At 58.4% G+C, this 18,330-nt stretch carries 18 protein-coding genes and 1 pseudogene; 13 read left to right on the forward strand and 6 right to left on the reverse strand.

The window, feature by feature from the left end; all coding sequences use genetic code 11:
• Positions 1-289: 289 nt before the first annotated feature.
• The gene (locus AC3IUF_RS12345; protein ID WP_064392969.1) at positions 290-1,009 is read right to left on the reverse strand and encodes a FadR/GntR family transcriptional regulator; all 720 of its coding nucleotides are present in this window, start codon (positions 1,007-1,009) and stop codon (positions 290-292) included.
• 153 nt (positions 1,010-1,162) lie between these two features.
• Positions 1,163-2,899, reverse strand: a complete 1,737-nt coding sequence (locus AC3IUF_RS12350; RefSeq protein WP_007917984.1) for an IlvD/Edd family dehydratase — start codon at positions 2,897-2,899, stop codon at positions 1,163-1,165.
• A gap of 193 nt (positions 2,900-3,092) precedes the next feature.
• Here AC3IUF_RS12350 and AC3IUF_RS12355 point away from each other — a divergent pair, with 193 nt between their 5' ends.
• The 8 genes from AC3IUF_RS12355 (at position 3,093) to AC3IUF_RS12390 (ending at position 9,911) form a co-directional block, all read left to right on the forward strand.
• On the forward strand, positions 3,093-4,415 hold the full coding sequence (locus AC3IUF_RS12355; RefSeq protein WP_007917982.1) for an MFS transporter: 1,323 nt from the start codon (positions 3,093-3,095) through the stop codon (positions 4,413-4,415).
• Between the two features lie 158 nt (positions 4,416-4,573).
• The gene (gene araD1, locus AC3IUF_RS12360) at positions 4,574-5,566 is read left to right on the forward strand and encodes an AraD1 family protein (protein WP_007917980.1); all 993 of its coding nucleotides are present in this window, start codon (positions 4,574-4,576) and stop codon (positions 5,564-5,566) included.
• A gap of 9 nt (positions 5,567-5,575) precedes the next feature.
• The gene (locus AC3IUF_RS12365; RefSeq protein WP_489281126.1) at positions 5,576-7,156 is read left to right on the forward strand and encodes an aldehyde dehydrogenase (NADP(+)); all 1,581 of its coding nucleotides are present in this window, start codon (positions 5,576-5,578) and stop codon (positions 7,154-7,156) included.
• A gap of 178 nt (positions 7,157-7,334) precedes the next feature.
• Complete coding sequence (locus AC3IUF_RS12370) at positions 7,335-7,646, forward strand: DUF5629 family protein (protein ID WP_007917971.1); 312 nt, start codon at positions 7,335-7,337, stop codon at positions 7,644-7,646.
• Positions 7,633-8,808 (forward strand): lactonase family protein, encoded by a 1,176-nt coding sequence (locus tag AC3IUF_RS12375; RefSeq protein WP_489281127.1) that lies wholly within the window; start codon positions 7,633-7,635, stop codon positions 8,806-8,808. The genes AC3IUF_RS12370 and AC3IUF_RS12375 overlap by 14 nt, the downstream gene beginning before the upstream one ends.
• 156 nt (positions 8,809-8,964) lie before the next feature.
• A complete protein-coding gene (locus AC3IUF_RS12380) occupies positions 8,965-9,144 on the forward strand; it encodes a hypothetical protein (protein WP_007917967.1) in 180 nt (59 codons plus the stop codon).
• A gap of 300 nt (positions 9,145-9,444) precedes the next feature.
• Positions 9,445-9,657 carry a hypothetical protein gene (locus tag AC3IUF_RS12385; protein ID WP_007916539.1) on the forward strand — a complete coding sequence of 71 codons (213 nt, stop codon included), beginning with the start codon at positions 9,445-9,447 and terminating at the stop codon, positions 9,655-9,657.
• The gene (locus tag AC3IUF_RS12390; RefSeq protein WP_007916537.1) at positions 9,654-9,911 is read left to right on the forward strand and encodes a hypothetical protein; all 258 of its coding nucleotides are present in this window, start codon (positions 9,654-9,656) and stop codon (positions 9,909-9,911) included. The genes AC3IUF_RS12385 and AC3IUF_RS12390 overlap by 4 nt, the downstream gene beginning before the upstream one ends.
• Before the next feature lie 134 nt (positions 9,912-10,045).
• Here AC3IUF_RS12390 and AC3IUF_RS12395 read toward each other — a convergent pair whose 3' ends face one another.
• From AC3IUF_RS12395 to AC3IUF_RS12405, 3 genes are read right to left on the reverse strand one after another with little or no spacing between them, the layout of a single operon-like run.
• On the reverse strand, positions 10,046-10,630 hold the full coding sequence (locus AC3IUF_RS12395; protein ID WP_489281128.1) for a glutathione S-transferase: 585 nt from the start codon (positions 10,628-10,630) through the stop codon (positions 10,046-10,048).
• Entirely contained in the window at positions 10,627-14,268 is a 3,642-nt protein-coding gene (locus AC3IUF_RS12400) for an SbcC/MukB-like Walker B domain-containing protein (RefSeq protein WP_489281129.1), read from the reverse strand. The genes AC3IUF_RS12395 and AC3IUF_RS12400 overlap by 4 nt, the downstream gene beginning before the upstream one ends.
• Positions 14,265-15,509, reverse strand: a complete 1,245-nt coding sequence (locus AC3IUF_RS12405; protein WP_007916530.1) for an exonuclease SbcCD subunit D C-terminal domain-containing protein — start codon at positions 15,507-15,509, stop codon at positions 14,265-14,267. Before AC3IUF_RS12405 ends, AC3IUF_RS12400 begins: the two co-directional genes overlap by 4 nt.
• A 270-nt stretch (positions 15,510-15,779) precedes the next feature.
• On the opposite strand from AC3IUF_RS12405, the gene AC3IUF_RS12410 reads away from it, so the two are divergent.
• From AC3IUF_RS12410 to AC3IUF_RS12425, 4 genes are all read left to right on the forward strand, one after another.
• Entirely contained in the window at positions 15,780-16,277 is a 498-nt protein-coding gene (locus AC3IUF_RS12410; RefSeq protein WP_007916528.1) for a hypothetical protein, read from the forward strand.
• 144 nt (positions 16,278-16,421) lie between these two features.
• Complete coding sequence (locus tag AC3IUF_RS12415; protein WP_489281130.1) at positions 16,422-16,883, forward strand: hypothetical protein; 462 nt, start codon at positions 16,422-16,424, stop codon at positions 16,881-16,883.
• Between the two features lie 77 nt (positions 16,884-16,960).
• Positions 16,961-17,302 carry a hypothetical protein gene (locus AC3IUF_RS12420; protein ID WP_007916522.1) on the forward strand — a complete coding sequence of 114 codons (342 nt, stop codon included), beginning with the start codon at positions 16,961-16,963 and terminating at the stop codon, positions 17,300-17,302.
• Positions 17,303-17,337: 35 nt separating this feature from the next.
• Positions 17,338-17,682 (forward strand): immunity protein YezG family protein, encoded by a 345-nt coding sequence (locus AC3IUF_RS12425; RefSeq protein ID WP_489281131.1) that lies wholly within the window; start codon positions 17,338-17,340, stop codon positions 17,680-17,682.
• An 86-nt stretch (positions 17,683-17,768) separates the two neighbouring features.
• Here AC3IUF_RS12425 and AC3IUF_RS12430 read toward each other — a convergent pair.
• A pseudogene (locus tag AC3IUF_RS12430) lies at positions 17,769-17,927 on the reverse strand (DUF899 family protein); the annotation flags it as partial.
• Positions 17,928-18,053: 126 nt separating this feature from the next.
• Here AC3IUF_RS12430 and AC3IUF_RS12435 point away from each other — a divergent pair.
• Positions 18,054-18,311, forward strand: coding sequence for a hypothetical protein (locus tag AC3IUF_RS12435; protein ID WP_489281132.1), 258 nt, complete (start codon positions 18,054-18,056; stop codon positions 18,309-18,311).
• The last annotated feature ends 19 nt before the right edge of the window (positions 18,312-18,330 follow it).

Consider the following 18,330-nt stretch of genomic DNA (forward strand, 5'->3'; position numbering starts at 1 on the left):
TTGGGTTGCGGCTTTTTTTGTGGCTGAAGATCAAGAGACCCTCACCCTAACCCTCTCCCCGAGGGAGAGGGGACTGACCGAGTGGTGCGGCTTGATACATCGACCTGAAGCACCGAGTTGATTATGGATTCACAGCAGATCGGTCGACTTGAAATGCCGAGTTGATTATGGATTCACAGCAAATCTTTCAAGTCGGCGTAAATCCCAAATATCCCCCGGTCAGTCCCCTCTACCTCTGGGCGGTCCGACGTTTCGGGAGGGCTAGGGTGAGGGCAAGCAGTCTCAAGCCTTAAGTGAGTTCAGCGCCAAGCACAACACTCAACGCACTACGCGCATCATCCAGCTGCACCAACGTCGCATGCCGAGCCCCCAGCGCATCCCGATTCTCGATGGCGGTCAAAATCGCCTTATGCCGAGGCAACGCCAGCTCATGCAGATTCGGCCGCTGATTCGAATGCTTCAACGCCTCTGCAATCGCCACCGACAACATATTGCACAGGTTCGCCAGCAAATCATTGTGCGTCGCATCGGCAATCCGGCTATGAAAATCCAGATCCGGCTGCAACAACGCTTCCGGCGTCGGCGCAGCTTCCATGCGCTGGTAAGCCTCGCCGATCGCGGCAATATCCGCCTCGGTCGCATGTTGAGCGGCGAGGGCGGCAGCCGCCGGTTCGATAATGCTGCGCACACTGGTCAGCACATTGAAGAATTCATTCTGCGGGCTGCTTTGCATCAGCCAATGCAGTACATCGGGATCGAGCATGTGCCACTCGCGGCGTGCTTTGACCACCGTGCCCACGCGTGGCTTGGAATACACCAGACCTTTGGCTACCAGCACCCGCGTCGCTTCACGCAATACCGGCCGGCTGACCGCGTACTCCTCGCAGAGCAAGGCTTCGGCGGGCAGTTTGTCGTCGGGCAAAAAGCGTCCGGAGACGATCTGCATGCCCAGTTCCTGGACGATGCGCGAGTGCATGCTTTTACGGTCGGAGGGTTTGCGGTAATCCATGGGGAGTGGCGCGATCCTGAGCGATGGAGATGCCGCGCATCATAGCAGGCACCAGACAATCTTGAGGCGGGTAATGATCGTTCCCACGCGGAGCGTGGGAACGATCAAATGCATTCCAATGTAGGAGCTGCCGAAGGCTGCGATCTTTTGATTTTAATGGGAATGGCGCGGCACTTCAGCCCCTCGGCAACCGACAAGGAAATCGAAGTCACAGCCCTGATCCGCCTGCAGCACATGGTCGATGTACAGCTGACGATAGCCGCCCACCAACAACTGCTGCGGTGGCTGCAGATCCGCCATGCGCGCCGCCAGTTCGGCATCCGGAATATCCAGGTGCAAACGCCCGGTGGCGCAATCCAGCTCGATCCAGTCGCCTTCCTTCACTGTCGCCAAAGGCCCGCCGGCCGCCGCTTCCGGTGCTACGTGCAAAACTACGGTGCCGTACGCCGTACCGCTCATCCGCGCATCGGAAATGCGCACCATGTCTGTCACACCCTGCGCCAGCAACTTGGCCGGCAAACCCATGTTGCCGACTTCGGCCATGCCCGGATAACCCTTCGGCCCGCAGTTCTTCATCACCAGAATCGAATCCTTATCGACATCCAGCTCCGGATCATTGATCCGCGCCTTGTACATGTCGAAGTTTTCAAACACCACCGCGCGGCCGCGATGCTGCATCAGTTCCGGGGTTGCAGCGGACGGCTTGAGTACCGCGCCGAGCGGCGCCAGATTGCCGCGCAATACGCAGATACCACCGTCGGCGCGAATCGGATTGTCGAGCGTGCGGATCACCTCGTCTTCGCCATAGATCGGCGCGTCCTTGGTGTTCTCGCCGATCGACTTGCCGTTCACCGTCAGTGCATTCGGGTTAGGGATCAGATTGGCCTCACCGAGACGACGCAGCACCGCTGGCAAACCACCGGCGTAATAGAACTCTTCCATCAGAAAACGCCCCGACGGTTGCAGGTCGACAATGGTCGGCATGCCGCGCCCGATGCGGGTCCAGTCGTCCAGATCCAGTTCAACACCGATGCGCCCGGCGATGGCTTTCAAGTGAATCACCGCGTTGGTCGAACCACCGATGGCAGCGTTGACCCGGATAGCATTCTCGAAGGCTTCTTTAGTGAGGATCTTCGACAGTTTCAGATCTTCGCGAACCATCTCCACCGCACGCATGCCGGACATGTGCGCCAACACATAACGCCGCGCATCCACTGCCGGGATCGCCGCGTTGTGCGGCAGCGAAGTGCCGAGTGCTTCAGCCATGCAAGCCATGGTCGATGCGGTGCCCATGGTGTTGCAGGTGCCCGCCGAACGCGACATGCCGCCCTCGGCTGCAAGGAAATCGTCAATCGTGATGGTGCCGGCCTTGACCTGTTCGCTGAGCTGCCAGACCACCGTGCCCGAGCCGATGTCCTTGCCCTTGTGCTTGCCGTTGAGCATCGGCCCGCCGGTCACAACAATCGCTGGCACATCGCAACTCGCCGCGCCCATCAGCAGCGCTGGAGTGGTTTTGTCGCAACCGGTCAGCAGCACTACGCCGTCGATCGGATTGCCGCGAATCGCTTCTTCAACGTCCATGCTCGCCAGGTTGCGGGTGAGCATGGCGGTCGGGCGCAGGTTCGATTCGCCGTTGGAGAACACCGGGAATTCCACCGGGAAGCCACCGGCCTCGATCACCCCGCGTTTAACGTGCTCCGCGATCTGGCGGAAGTGCGCGTTGCACGGGGTCAGTTCCGACCAGGTGTTACAGATTCCGATGATCGGCTTGCCGTGAAACTGGTGGTCGGCGATGCCCTGATTCTTCATCCAGCTGCGGTACATGAAGCCGTTCTTGTCGGCCGTGCCAAACCATTGGGCGGAGCGCAGGGTGGGTTTCTTATCAGACATGATCGATTCTCTTATTGTATGACTATAGTGTTCCAGCTACGGCTTAATCTAAGCGCAAAATCCTAGGTTTGGAAGTGTTGTTGGTTAATTAGTATTACTATATAGTCGTTTTCGACGGAGGGATGGCCCTGACGGTTTTCCGTGAGAGGCGTCCCCCGAGGTTCTATAAAAACAACAATCGGAGACCGATCTCATGAGCCAGGAACTGCGGCTGATACGGCGCATCACGCTGAAACTGATTCCCTTCCTGATCCTGCTGTACCTGATCGCCTATGTGGATCGCTCCGCCGTCGGCTTCGCCAAGCTGCACATGGGCGCCGACATCGGCATCGGCGATGCGGCTTACGGCCTCGGCGCCGGGCTGTTCTTCATTGGCTACTTCCTTTTCGAAATCCCCAGCAACCTGATGCTCGAACGCTTCGGTGCGCGGCGCTGGTTTGCGCGGATCATGATCACCTGGGGCGCGATCACCATCGGCATGGCCTTCGTCCAGGGCCCGCACAGTTTCTACGTCATGCGTTTTCTGCTCGGCGCGGCCGAGGCGGGGTTCTTCCCTGGCGTTCTCTACTACATCACCCAATGGTTCCCGGTGCGCCATCGCGGCAAGATCCTCGGGCTGTTCATCCTCTCCCAACCGATCGCGATGATGATCACCGGTCCGGTGTCCGGCGGTTTGCTCGGCATGGATGGCGTCCTCGGGCTGCACGGCTGGCAGTGGCTGTTCATCGTCATCGGTACTCCGGCGATCCTGCTGACCTGGCCGGTGTTGCGCTGGTTGCCGGATGGCCCGCAGCAGGTGAAATGGATGGATCAGGCCGAGAAAGACTGGCTGACCGGTGAGCTGAAAAAGGATCTGCAGGAATACGGCCAGACCCGTCACGGCAATCCGCTGCATGCGCTGAAAGACAAACGCGTGCTGCTGCTGGCGCTGTTTTATCTGCCGGTGACGTTGAGCATTTATGGTCTCGGTCTATGGTTACCGACGCTGATCAAACAGTTTGGCGGCAGCGATCTGGTCACCGGCTTCGTCTCGTCGGTGCCGTACATCTTCGGCATCATCGGCTTGCTGATCGTGCCGCGCAGTTCTGACCGCTTGAATGATCGCTACGGGCATCTGGCCGTGCTTTATGTGCTGGGCGCGATTGGCCTGTTCCTCAGTGCCTGGTTGTCGTTGCCGGTGGCACAACTGGCGGCGCTGTGTCTGGTGGCGTTTGCGCTGTTTTCCTGCACGGCGGTGTTCTGGACCTTGCCGGGACGGTTCTTTGCCGGCGCGAGTGCTGCGGCGGGGATTGCTCTGATCAATTCGGTGGGGAATCTGGGCGGGTACATCGGGCCGTTCGTGATTGGGGCGTTGAAGGAATACACCGGCAACCTCGCGTCCGGCCTGTATTTTCTCTCGGGGGTGATGGTGTTTGGCTTGATTCTGACCGGCATCGTCTACCGCGTGCTGGAGCGCAAACACGTGCTCCCGGTTGACCAATTCGCAGCAAGTGCACGCGGTGCCACCCGTACCTGACCCCCGCTATCAATCACCAAGGAACCTGTGGGAGCTGGCTTGCCAGCGATGACGGCGGCACATTCAACATTGATGTGTCAGACAGATTGCCATCGCTGGCAAGCCAGCTCCCACAGGGTTTTGCAGTGTTTTGAAGTTTTGTATACAGGAGAGGACATATGCATCTGGTTCAATTCGAATTAAGCAACCGCGAACGCCGCGTCGGCGTGGTCGACAACGGTCTGGTGCGCGAAGTGCAAGACGCGCGTTCCGTGCGCGATCTGGCCCTGGCCGCCATCGAGGCCGGCAACACCCTGGAGCAGCAAGTGCAAACCCTCGGCCTCGGCATCAGCCACGATTACGCCGAGCTGCTCGCACAACTGCGCGTGCTGCCGCCCCTCGATCACCCGGACCCGGCGCACATGCTGATCAGCGGCACCGGCCTGACGCATCTTGGCAGTGCCTCGGCGCGGGACAAGATGCACCAGCAGGCCGGCGACGAAGCGGCGATGACCGACACCATGCGCATCTTCAAATGGGGCGTGGAGGGCGGCAAACCGGCGGCGGGGCAGGCCGGTGTGCAACCGGAATGGTTCTACAAGGGCGACGGCAGCATCGTCGTTCGCCCCGGTCAACCCTTCCCGGTGCCGCCGTTTGCCGAAGACGCCGGCGAAGAACCAGAAATGGCCGGTTTGTACATCATTGGCCACGACGGCAAGCCTTACCGTCTCGGTTTTGCGGTGGGCAACGAGTTCTCCGACCATGTCATGGAACGCAAGAATTACCTGTACCTCGCCCACTCGAAATTGCGCAGCTGCAGTTATGGCCCGGAACTTCGCACCGGTGAACTGCCTCAACATCTGGCCGGCACCAGTCGCATCCTGCGTGACGGCGAAGTGCTCTGGCAGAACGAGTTTCTCAGTGGCGAGGCGAACATGTGCCACAGCCTCGCCAACCTCGAATACCACCACTTCAAATACAGTCAGTTCCTGCGTCCCGGTGACGTGCACATTCACTTTTTCGGCACCGCGACCCTGTCGTTCGCCGATGGCATCCGCACCCAGCCGGGCGACGTTTTTGAAATCAGCCAGGCCGAATTCGGCGCGCCACTGCTCAACGGCATCGTCCCGGTCCCAGCGGTTTATGAACCGGACAGCATCGGCACCCTTTAAGGAGATCCCATGACTCAGATTCTCGGTCACAACTACATCGGTGGTCAGCGCAGCGCCGCTGGCGACGTCAAACTGCAATCGGTCGACGCAACCACGGGCGAACAATTGCCGCACGATTTCATTCAGGCCACGGTTGAAGAAGTCGACGCGGCAGCCAAAGCCGCCGCTGCCGCGTATCCGGCTTATCGCAGCCTCAGCGCCGAACGCCGCGCGCAGTTTCTCGATGCGATTGCTGATGAGCTGGATGCGCTCGGTGATGATTTTGTCGCCGTGGTCTGCCGCGAAACCGCGTTGCCGGCCGGACGCATTCAAGGCGAGCGCGGACGCACCAGCGGGCAGATGCGTCTGTTCGCCAAAGTCCTGCGCCGAGGTGATTTCTACGGTGCGCGCATTGATCTGCCGTTACCGGATCGCCAGCCGTTGCCGCGCCCGGATTTGCGTCAATACCGCATCGGCCTAGGCCCTGTCGCAGTGTTCGGCGCGAGCAATTTCCCGCTGGCATTTTCTACGGCTGGCGGCGATACCGCTTCGGCACTCGCCGCCGGTTGCCCGGTGGTGTTCAAGGCCCACAGCGGCCACATGGCGACAGCGGAACTGGTTGCTGATGCGCTGATCCGCGCTGCCGAAAAAACCGCGATGCCGGCCGGCGTATTCAACATGATCTACGGCGGTGGCGTAGGCGAATGGCTGGTCAAGCATCCGGCAATTCAGGCAGTGGGTTTTACCGGTTCGCTCAAGGGCGGTCGCGCTCTCTGTGACATGGCCGCTGCGCGCCCGCAACCGATCCCGGTGTTCGCCGAGATGTCGAGCATCAACCCGGTGATCGTTCTGCCGCAAGCCCTTGCCGAGCGTTCGGAAACCGTTGCTCGTGACCTCACTGCATCTGTGGTGCAGGGCTGCGGTCAGTTCTGTACCAATCCCGGTCTGGTGATCGGTATTCGTTCGCCGCAGTTCAGCGCGTTCGTGCAGCAAGTCGCTGGTTTGATCGGTGATCAACCGGCGCAAACCATGCTCAACGCCGGCACCCTCGGCAGCTACGGCAAAGGCTTGCAGAAACTGCTGGCGCATCCCGGCATTGAGCATCTGGCCGGCAATCCACAGCAGGGTAATCAGGCGCAACCGCAATTGTTCAAGGCCGATGCGAGCCTGTTGATCGATGGCGATGAAGTGCTACAGGAAGAAGTGTTCGGCCCGACCACGGTGATTGTCGAAGTGGCGGACAAGGCGCAACTCAGCGCCGCACTGCATGGCCTGCACGGGCAACTGACCGCGACGATCATTGGCGAGCAGGCGGATTTCGAACGTTTCCCTGAGCTGACGCCGTTGCTGGAGCAGAAGGTCGGGCGGATCCTGCTCAACGGTTATCCGACCGGTGTCGAGGTCTGTGATTCGATGGTGCACGGCGGGCCGTATCCGGCGACGTCCGATCCCCGTGGCACGTCGGTGGGCACGCTGGCCATCGACCGTTTCCTGCGCCCGGTGTGCTTCCAGAACTACCCGGACAGCTTGTTGCCAGAGCCACTGAAAAACGCCAACCCGCTGCGCATCCAGCGCCTGGTTGATGGCAAACCTAGCCGCGAAGCCCTCTGAAAAACACCCCTGTAGGAGCTGCCGAAGGCTGCGATCCTTTGATCTTTTTTTTGATCGTTCCCACGCTGAGCGTGGGAGCGATCAGACATCAAAAGATCGCAGCCTTCGGCAGCTCCTACAGGGGGAGTGTGCTTCTTGAGCTATCATTGCCGGTTTCCCCCTGAAAGACTTTACTGCCATGACTGCCCAAACCCTTCTCAACGCCCTCGAACACTGCGGTATGGTCGAAATCGACGGCCTGCACGCCTTCGAATTCGCCCTCGACGAAGATGACAACCTGCACATCGAATGCATCGATGGCCGAGCGGCCAAGCATTGGGAATTCACTCCGGCTCAGGTTGCAGCGGCAACATTTGATGACTCACTGCAAAGCTGGCTGATCGTCGGTTATTTCAATGAGACCAAAGCGATCGGCGAACACCGCCTGGTCTGCCATGGCGACGTAGTCAGCAGCAGCGATGATGAGGAAGAATCTGATGAAAATGCGTAAATTCTGGCCGCTGCTGATGGCCGGCAGCGTCGGCGCCATGGGGCTGTCCACGGCCTCTGCCGAGAACTTCCAGTTGCTGGTCGGCTCCTACACCGCCGGCACCAGCCAGGGCATCTATCGCATGAACTTCGACAGTGCCACCGGCCAGATCGCCGCCAAGCCGCTGCAAGTGGTCAAGAGCGAAAACCCGTCATGGCTGACCCTGTCCAAAGACCAGAAACGTCTGTTCGTGGTCAACGAAAACGGCCCGGGTCAGAAAGACCCGGTTGGCCGTGTCAGCAGCTATTCGATTGATCCGAAAACCCACGCCCTGAACTTGATCAGTCAAGTGCAGAGCCTGGGCAATGAGCCGACCCATTCGAGCCTCAGCGGTGACGCCAGCCACCTGTTCGTCAGCAACTATTCGGTGGTGGAAGACCCGGGCGGCACGCTGGCGGTATTGCCGGTCGGTGCTGACGGCAAACTCAAACCGGTGGTGCAGATGAGCGCGCACCCGGCCAGCCGGGTCAATCCTGAGCGCCAGGCCTCCAACCACGTGCACTCGACGGTTTCCTCGCCGGACGGTCGCTACGTGTTCTCCAACGACCTGGGTGCGGACAAAGTCTTCATCTACCAATTCGACCCGAAAGCCAACCCCGAACTGCCGTTGACCCCGGCGAAAACCGCCTCGGTCGCCTTGCCCGCCGGCAGCGGCCCACGTCATTTGCTGTTCAGCGCCGATGGCAAACACGCCTGGCTGAGCATGGAAATGAGCGCACAGGTTGCGGTGTTCGACTACAACGACGGCGTGCTGACCCAGACGCAACTGGTCGATCTGGCCGCCGGCCAGCCGACCTCGGACAAAGCCGCTGCAGCGCTGCACGCCTCGGCGGATGGCAAGTTCCTCTACGTCAGCAACCGTGGCACCGCCAATCAACTGGTGGTGTTCGCGATTGATCCGGCAACCGGCCAGCTCAAAGAGCTGCAAAAACGTTCGGTGGAAGGTGATCATCCGCGCGAGTTCAGCCTCGACCCTAGTGGCAAATTCCTGCTGATCGCCAACCAGAAAAGCAACGAAATTGTCGTTGTCGAGCGTGATGGCAAGACCGGTCTGCTCGGCAAAACCGTGCAGAAACTGCCGATGGACGCGCCGAGCGACGTCAAGTTTCTAGTGCGACAATAAGCCACAGGCCCCGGTTTACGGGGCCTGTCTCTTTGTATTAATCGCGCTGATATCCGGTAATGCTACAAAGCATTTCAAGCGATCAACCCTCGAGCGTTAAGTTTGCTTCACGGCCCAACCGGGCAAGCAAGCCAACCGAACACGAGGGTTACCGCCATGAACTTCAATCTTTTCTCCGTGATTGCCGCTTCCGCCATCTCGGCCACCGTGGTGCTGCCAGCCAGTGCCAACGTTGAAATCAACAGCAAAAAATCCCACACCCAGAGCTACACCCAGAAATACCTGCAACAGAGCGCCAACTTCTACGCCGCCCTGGATCACAAAGCCCAACACTGAAATGACCGTTCTGCACAACTCCCTGTAGGAGCTGCCGAAGGCTGCGATCTTTTGATCTTGTTTGATCGCCCACGCAGAGCGTGGGAACGATCGGCAAAAGCAAAATCAAAAGATCGCAGCCTTCGGCAGCGCCTACGCGTTTGCGTGTGTTTTTCGCAGCACGATAGGTTTCTTCAAACACGCAAATAGACTGGCTAAATAATCAACGAAGCTGATGTTTACTATGGCAAACCCTGAGTGGTTAGCGCGGCTTTTTTGATTGATTCTGTGGACATCGAAACATGCCCACGGGAGAACACCATGGCCAGCGCAATCCTTCATTCAGCCAAACGCGGCGCCTATCTGGTCATCGGTCTGTACCTGGCCGTGGTGCTGGTCGTCAGCATCGCCTCGCAGATGGAACACAGCTTCGACGCGCCGATTCAAGTCGCCCATCCCGGTGTCCAGTTCGAAGTCCGCTCGCAAAGCGTGATGGTCGATCGGGCCGAACTCGCGGGAGTCGGCGGCGCATGAAAGGCTACAGACTTTGGGTCATTGCCAGTCTGGCAATCATGACCAACGGCGCTTCATTGCTGGGAATAGGTCAAGGCTCGGTTGGAGCTCTGGCACGGGCCATAGAGGCCAATCACACCATCGCGCACAACATCGAACGGGCGAATACTCTGGGGCTGATGGCCGGCAATCCACCGGTGAAGGTCTCGGCCGATTTTCTCGGCCCGTTCGAGATAGATTGCATGGCACTCGGCATGTGCAACGCACTGGCTTGACCCTGTAGGAGTGAGCGTTCCCACGCTCCGCGTGGGAACGCAGCCCCGGACGCTCCGCGTCCGATTGGAACGCAGAGCGTCCCTTGAGGCATTCCCACGCAGAGCGTGGGAACGATCAACGCAGGAAGGTAAGGTTATTTCTTCATGATCGAGGTGAACAGTTCGGATTCGAGGAAACGCTGCAACCAGGCCTGTAAGCGAACATAAGGCGTCTGCGCAAACCACTCGCGGTCAACATGGGCAAACTGCCGAACGAAGGGCAGCAGGGCGATATCCGCCAGGCTCGGATGATCGCCCAGCAAATATTCGCGACCTTCAAGCAGCTCCTCCAGCCTCTGCAAGTACAGCGCCCCCTCAGCCCGATAAATCTCCATCGGTTGCTCCGGGTAACGCTCGGCGTACTTGTAGCGATTCAAATGCACTTTGAACCCTTGATCATTCGCTTCGATCAATTCAGCAATCCGCGAGTCGCCATCAAGCAACCAATCCTGCGGATCATTCTGCGCCAACGCCCAGCGCATGATCTCCAGACTCTCATCAATCACCCGCCCACCGGCATCCAGCACCGGCACCGTGCCCTTGGGCGAGATCGCCAGCATCTCAGCCGGCTTGGCCTTGAGACTGACCTCAACGATCTCCACCGGCACGTTCGAATAACGCAGCGCCATCCGCGCGCGCATCGCGTACGGGCAGCGGCGGAAGGAATACAGCGTGTTCATTTCACCTCCAGCGTGCTCAAACCATTGCCCTGACGCTGCACCTGAATCTGCACCGGGATCCGCTCGTGCATTTCCTGCACGTGGGAAATCACCGCCACTTTGCGGCCCTGTGCCTGCAAACCGTCCAGCGCATCCATCGCCAGTTGCAGCGACTCCGGATCGAGGCTGCCGAAACCTTCATCGATAAACAGCGACTCGATCTTAAGCGTACTCGACGCCATTGACGCCAAGCCCAGAGCGAGGGCCAGCGACACCAGGAACGTCTCGCCGCCAGACAACGAATGCACCGAGCGCAGTTCATCGCCCATCTCCGTGTCCATCACCAGCAAACCGAGCATGCTGCCGCCGCGTTTCAGGCGGTAGCGTTTGACCAGTTGGCGCAGTTGCACGTTGGCGTGATGCACCAGCAGGTCGAGGTTGTAGGCCTGGGCGATCTTGCGGAAGGTGTCACCGGTGGCCGAGCCGATCAAGGCACTCAGGCGCGCCCAGCGTTGATACTCGGCATAGGCCGAGGCGATCTGCTGGGCCAGCGCCTGATTGGCGTTTTGCCGGCGCTGGTCTTCGGCCTGTTCGGCACGCAATTCGGCGCACTGTTGCTCGCTGAGGTTGAACTGGTTTTGCAGCTCGGCGAGGGCACTGGCGAGTTGTTCGGTATCGAGGTTGCCGTTGTGCTGCGCCTGATGATCGAGCAGACGCTGGTCACGCTCCTGCAACAACACCTTGGCTTGTTCGATGGCTTTTTCATTGTGTTGCAGACGCTGACGCAGCTCGGCGACTTGCGCGTCGTCAACTCGCAACAGGTCTTCGAGGCCACCGTCGTCCAGTTCAGGATGGCGGGCGCGCCAGTCGGCAATCTTGCCGGCCAGATCCTGCTCTTCGTTTTCCAGGGCCTGCAAACGCTCCTGCTGCGCCTTGAGCTCGGCAGCGATCTGCACAAGTTGCGTGCGCACGTTTTGCAGTTCCTGCGCGGTAGCGGTTTCGGTATTGCGCGCCTGCTCGACCGCTTGCTCAAGTTGCTGCTGCCAGTGTTCGGCGCTGCTGTGTTCGCCGAGCAGTTGCGCGAGTTTCTGCTGGCAGGTGTGCTGCTGCTCGGTCAGCGCCGTGAATTGCTGTTCGACGCTGAGCAACTGCTGCGCGCGGGTCTGTTGGCGATCCTGTTCCTTCTCCAGCGTTTGTTGACGCTGTTGCTGCTCGGCCTGTTCTTCCTTCTGCTGATCGACTTGCGCCAGGCGCTCGGCGATCTGCCGGTCAAGTTGCATGAAGGTTGCTGCCGGCTCCTGGCGCAAAGCTTCGAGGGTGTCGGCCGGTAGTAGATTGCCGAACGCGGTGAGTTCTTCGTCGAGGCGCTGACGGTCGCTGCTCAGCTCGCGCTGCTGATTGCTCAGGTGCTGCGCCGCTTGCTGATGCGCGGTTTCGGCCTGACGCAATTGCTGGGTCAGACGCGCGGCGTCCTGTTGCAGGGTGAGCAGGGCGCTCTGGCGTTGTTCGTCCTGAGTGATGCTCTGGTTCAGTTGCTCGTTTTGCCGGGCGAGCCAGGCATCGCGCTTGTCAGCATCCTGATTGAACAACTGCGCGGACAGCGGATGCGCATCGAGGCTAGGCGCCAACGCTTGCTGCTGGGTGGCCAGTTGTTCCTGCTGTTGCAGCAATTCTTTCTGCTGAGCAATGACGCCACCGACTTCGGCGCGCAGTTCGATGAGTTTTTCCTTGAGCTGATCGACCACCTGCTGGGCGTTGGCCTGCTCGCTTTCGTCGTGGCGACCGAGGCTTTGCAGCAGCGCTTCGGGCTGATGATACGGGTGCTCGCTGCTGCCACAGACCGGGCACGGCTGATCGTCCTGCAACTGCGCGCGCAACTCTTCGACGCTGGCACTGCGCGCCAGGCGCTGGCGTTCGAGCAGCTCGCGGGTGACATTGAGGGTTTGTTCGGCGACGGTCAGCTCGGCTTTGCTTTTCACGCCGTCCTGCGTCAGGCGTTCGCGTTCCTGCTGGGCGCTGAGCTGACGCTGTTGCAACTCACTGCTGCGCTTGTCCAGATCCTGTTGCGTGGCCCATAGACGCGACAAGTCTTCGAAGGCGCGCAGTTGCTTGCGGTTGTCCTGCAGCAGCGTGCCGAGGAGACCGATCTGTTCGGCGACGGCATCGGGTTCGGCGCCGGCTTCTTTGAACAGCACTTCCAGTTGCTGCTTTTGCGTGGTCAGTTCTTCAGCGCTGCGGGTGGCGTTTTCTTCAAGGCTCGCCAGTTCGGCCTGGCCTTTGTTCAAGCGGTTGCCGATCAGCATTAGCTGTTGCAGGCGATCGCGGTAGGCATTCCATGCATCGCTCAACGGCGCCAGATGAGCGCTTTGCTCAAGCTCGGCGGCAATGCGCTGCAGGCGCTCGGCGACCTGCGTCTGTTTTTCCAGCAAGGCTTGAATGGCGTTCTGGCCTTCGGTGCAAGCCTGCTGCGCATTGAGCCTGGCTTCGCCACTTTGCGCGACATCCTTGGCCAGACGGGCGAGGGTGCTTTGTTCTTCAAAGGCCTGACGCAACAGCGGCGCGTTTTCACTTTGCCGTTGCTGTGCTTCGCTCAGGGCGACTTTTGCTGCTTCGAGATCCTGCTCCAGTTGCGTCTGGCGCTCAGTCAGTTCGGCGTGTTGCCGGGTGTGCGCGGCTATCTGCGCGGCCAGTGGCGTCAACAGGGCATCGAGTTCGCTTTTGCGGGCGAACTGGTGCCGTTGTGGTCCGAGTTGCTCCAGGCGCGTCAGCTTGACCCGCTCGCCAGCCAGACCTTCCGATTGCTGCTGTGCGCTGTGCAATTGCTCGGTGGCGGCCTGTTGCGCGTCCTGCAACACACGCAAATCCTTGAGCCAGGCGTGCTGCTGCTCAAGTTGTTTGAGCTGCGCCTGCTGCAACTTCATTTGCTGTTGCGCAGCATTGAAACGCTCATCCAGCTCGGCCCGGGCTTCGGGCGCCAACGGGGTCACGCCGGTAGCCTGATCCTGCAACAGCTTGTGCGCTTCGCGGGCCTCTTTGGTCTTGTCGAAGGCGCGGCGGCCGAGGCGGGTGTACAGCGCGGTATCAGTGAGTTTTTCCAGCAGCTCGCTGCGGTCGTTGTCGTCCGCCTTGAGGAATGCGCTGAACTCGCTCTGCGCCAGCAGCACGGCGCGGGTGAACTGTTCGAAGTTCAGGCCGAGCGCAGCTTCCAGTTGAGTTTTGTATTCGCCTTTCTGGCTGGCGAGCAGTTGATCCTGATCGATATCGCGCAGGCTCTGCCGGCTGGCCTGCAACTTGCCGCCGGCCTTCTCGCGGGCGCGGTTGGCCTCCCAGCGCGCCCGATAACGACGGCCATCGACACCGACGAAATCCACTTCGGCATAACCTTCGCCAGTACCGCGACGCAGCAAGGTGCGCGGGTCGCCGGTGGCGATTTCGCCGTCGGCATCCGGGACTTTGGCGTCGCGGCCAGTGTTGTTCAGACGCGGCACGGCGCCGAACAGCGCCAGGCATAAGGCGTCGAGCAAAGTACTTTTACCGGCGCCGGTCGGGCCGGTGATGGCGAACAAACCGGCACTGGCCAGCGGCTCAGCGGTGAAATCAATCTCGAACGGCCCGGCCAGCGAGGCTAGGTTCTTCAAACGAATGGCGAGAATCTTCATGGCTGCTCGCCCTCCAGTTGTACGTCTTGTAGCAGTTCGGCGAAGTCCTTCAGCGTCTGCTCATCGACTTCACTGCCGTAGTTATCGAGCCAGGCGCGGCTGAACAGTTCTTGCGGGGTGAGCTGGTCGAGTTCGATCAGCGCGCTGCCGTCCTCCGAACCGTCAGCGCCACGGTTGCCGGCGTATTCGGCGGCGATGCGCACCAACCGCACGGCTTTGCCTTGCAGGGCGCTTTCAACTTGATGGCGCAGATCCGGCTGCGGTTCATCGAGGGTTACACGCACTTCCAGCCATGGCTGGCGTTGGGTTTCGGCGAGCAGATCGATGTTCGGCAGATCGGCCAGTTGCAGCAGAATCTCGGCCAGCGGTGCCGGGCCGATGCGCTGCAGATTGACCGAGCGCGGGATCAGTTTCGGCTCGACGCTGACCAGGGTTTCGCCATCAAGGGTGACGTCGAGAATCTGGTGCTGATAGCCGATCTCCGAAAACGACAACGGAATCGGCGAACCGCTATAACGAATGCGCTCTTCTGCGTTGACCTTCTGCGGCTTGTGCAAATGGCCGAGGGCAACATAGCTGATGCTCGGGCCGAACAGGCTGGCGGGCAGGGCCTCCGCGTTACCGATGATCAGGCTGCGCTCAGAGTCTTCCGACACTGAACCGCCGGCCATGTGCGCGTGGCTGATGGCAATCAGCGCCTGACCGGGTTTGCGCTTGGCGTTGGCTGCTTCGATCAGCCATTCGTGCACCTGACCGATGCCGCGCAAATAGTTATCGCCCAGATGTGCGCCAGTCACCTCCGCCGGGCGCAGGAACGGCAGCGCCAGGCACCATGCAGCGACTTCGCCGGTTTTATCCGGCAACGGCAGCAGCAGGCGTTCGGCATCCAGTTGCCCATCATCCAGCCACAACACCCGCCCCAGCGCATGGGTACGCAAACGGCGCATCAGCGGCGCGGGCAGTTCGATCCGCGAGCCGGAATCGTGGTTGCCGGCAATCATCACGATGGTCAGCAACGGCTGCTGCTCGTGGGCGCTGACGATGAAGTCGTAGAGGCGTTCCTGAGCTTTGACCGGAGGATTGACGGTGTCGAAGATGTCCCCGGCGATCAGCAGCACATCCGGCTGCGCCAGTTGCAGTTGGCGCAGCAGCCATTCGAGGAAGCACGCATGCTCGAAATCGCGCTCCTGGCCGTGCAGGTTTTGCCCAAGGTGCCAGTCGGAGGTGTGGAACAGACGCAAGGTGGACTCCGCAACAATTAAATAGGTGATGGCCGCGAGGAAATGATGGGCGGCGAAAGAGGGGAGAGTTTACAGATTATTGCGGCGGGAGGGCTTGTCCGGACGGGACGTAGCCGGGCATTTCGACGAATCCCTTCATTGACGACCCAACGCCGGTTACCTACCATTGAGCCACTATATTGATATCATTTTGAGATCGAACAATCCGTCGGGCTTCTACCTCCGCGCCACGATAGCTCACACAGCGATATAGAGTTTGGAGCAAGTGCAATGAAACGGGTCAATTCGATACCTTCTGTTACTGACACCCAAGCGTATTGTTCCTGGAAAAAACAATGGTCTAGCCAAGAAGATCTGGATGTTCATTCGTACATCTTTGATCAATGCAGGCCCGACCATGTTTTGATGTTTTCCAATATGCTCTTCCCTGACTTTGTGGTAGCCGAGGGTGGTGTATTTTTAGGACGAAATTTTTCAGACGAAGTGTTTGACAGGTGTTTTGCCCTTGCCTCCGGTGATCTTTCAAAGACTGAGCAGTTATTGAATGTTGTGAGGATCTATGACGTTTTTGGTCAGGGTGCCCGTGATGTTTCGGATGATGTTTTTCTTCAATTGTGCAATGTGATTGGTTTTTCGTGGCGCATGGTGCTGAAAGAGAAGTTTCCAGAGAAGATCTTCTGTGTAGAGGTGTCGAACTCAGAGCAGAACTATGGCCCGGATATTACTTTCTACCAGGTTGGGCCACTGAGTTTGGGATCCGGAAAATGAGACGTCAGGACTTGGAGCAAGAGGCGGATTTTTATGGGACTTCGAGAAAACTCTCGTCTTTGGATGAGTGGCATCTATCCGTGCGCTATACACCCGTGCAGCACCTGGTGCTTGGCGGAGTGGCGTGATGCTTGAGGGAGGTGTGTGAAACTTAACAGTGAAATGGAGCAAATGCTCGTTCGTGCGGGACGTACTTCTCTGGACGGCGAGTTGGCGGATATCGCAAGGTCCGGTTTCGTGGAACGGGATGGCTGTGTTTTTCTGGCGAGTCTGGAAAGCGTCCAGAAGCATGTAAGCCTAAAGAATTTCCTAGATAGAACGGGTTATGAATGTTTCGTAAATTCGATCCATGCCGATGATTATGTAAACGCTGATTTTTTGGCATGCGCGTGCTCCTACCTGTCTTTAGTGTTTGAGGCGTGGAACAAGTCATGTATGCCGGGAGTTCTGCAGGGAGTCATTTCGGGTGACGAATTCGATGCGACGATGAAGTTTCATCTGCTGCGCCCAGGGGAAACCTGGCTGAGCGATGACCTTGAGGGGTATGAGGAAGCAGTGCTTACCGTTGAATCGAGTGACAAGGGGTTTCTTGAGGCATACGAGTAAATGATGGGGACAGACCACGTTTAGAAAGTACTCCGAAAACGTAGTCTGTCCCCGTTTTACTATGAGAGAAAATTGAGATGAATGATTTTGAGTCGGTGAAACAGCTGATCATCGAGCTGATGAAAGAAAAGGCGGGTAGCTTTGATGGCAATAGTTTGGAGGCCGATTACAAGCTGGACTGGGAGGTTGAACTTTCCGAAAGGTTGGGAAACGCTCTCTACAATATGTCCAGAGCGGCATCCGCCAAGGAAAATGCAGAAGATGTCATGTTGAAAGTTGCGCTGATGAATTCACGTGTGGACTTCATGGATCTGGCTAATTTTTTCCGCGATATTTATGACGATCTCGATGCGCTGGTAAAAAAACCTTTTTGGCCGGAAATCCCCAAGGGTTTTGTTTACGAAAAAATTTCGGATTAAGAGGCTGCTGGCTGGGGTGTAAACGGGGGAATAGGATGAGTGAAGACGAAATTTATCGCCAGATCGGCCAAATTCTGATTGACACTGCTCCTGATGCAGCGAGTGCGGTTATCGTTGAGGCTGAACTTTCACCCGAGGATGATCATTGTAAGTTGTTGTTTGACTATATTGATGGCAATGGAGAGAAAGATTGGTTCAGCCCAGGCAGCTCAGAGGTCGATGTTGGTATTCATGAAAACCTGATGGCGCTGAGGAATCTCTATAAAGCGCAAAACATGACATCCGGGCTACCGGTTTGGAACAGCTGTGTTGTCACGTTGGATACCGTGCTGGGGAAGTTGAAAATTGATTTCAACTACATTGCGCCAGAAGAAGGTTGAGTGTTTTTTTCCTGTAAAGCCCTGGGAGATTTACTCAACGTAAATCTCCCAGGTTCAGCGCTATCTCCATGAAGTGGTGGAATCTTTTATCGTTCATGGCATCCGCAGGATTTTGTCTCATTATCATACCGATCATGATACCGCACCCACTCCATGATCTCGTCCTCATTTCTGCCCTTGGGCGTGAGGTCGAGGTAGTTGTAGGCGCCGACCAGCATGTCCAGACCACGGGCATAGGTTGAATAGGCGGAGGATAATGGGGCAGACCACGTTTAAATAAACGTGGACTGTCCCTGAGGGATCTTTCGTGGGTGTGACTCCAAAATCGCCATAAGGCAAAACTTGAACAGAAAAAGGACACTTCAGTAGCCATGCCAAAATTTGCTTGTGTATGCGGTCACGTCATTAACCTGTCTCAAGGGACGTCCGAGTGTGAAATGTCTCTGGTCGCTGAACAGAAGATAGATGAAATTGGCTATGAGCTGTCAAATCGCTGGCTGTCTGAAGACGAATTCTACGAAGCGATAGACCAAGGGGCTGTTACGGTTTATCGATGCCAGCAGTGCGGGCGGCTGCACGTGGACCAAGGTGGTGGACAGTTTTCTTCCTATATAAAGGAAGTGAATTAGTTGCACGGGATTGGGCGAT

This window comes from Pseudomonas sp. KH_040 (assembly GCF_057839305.1).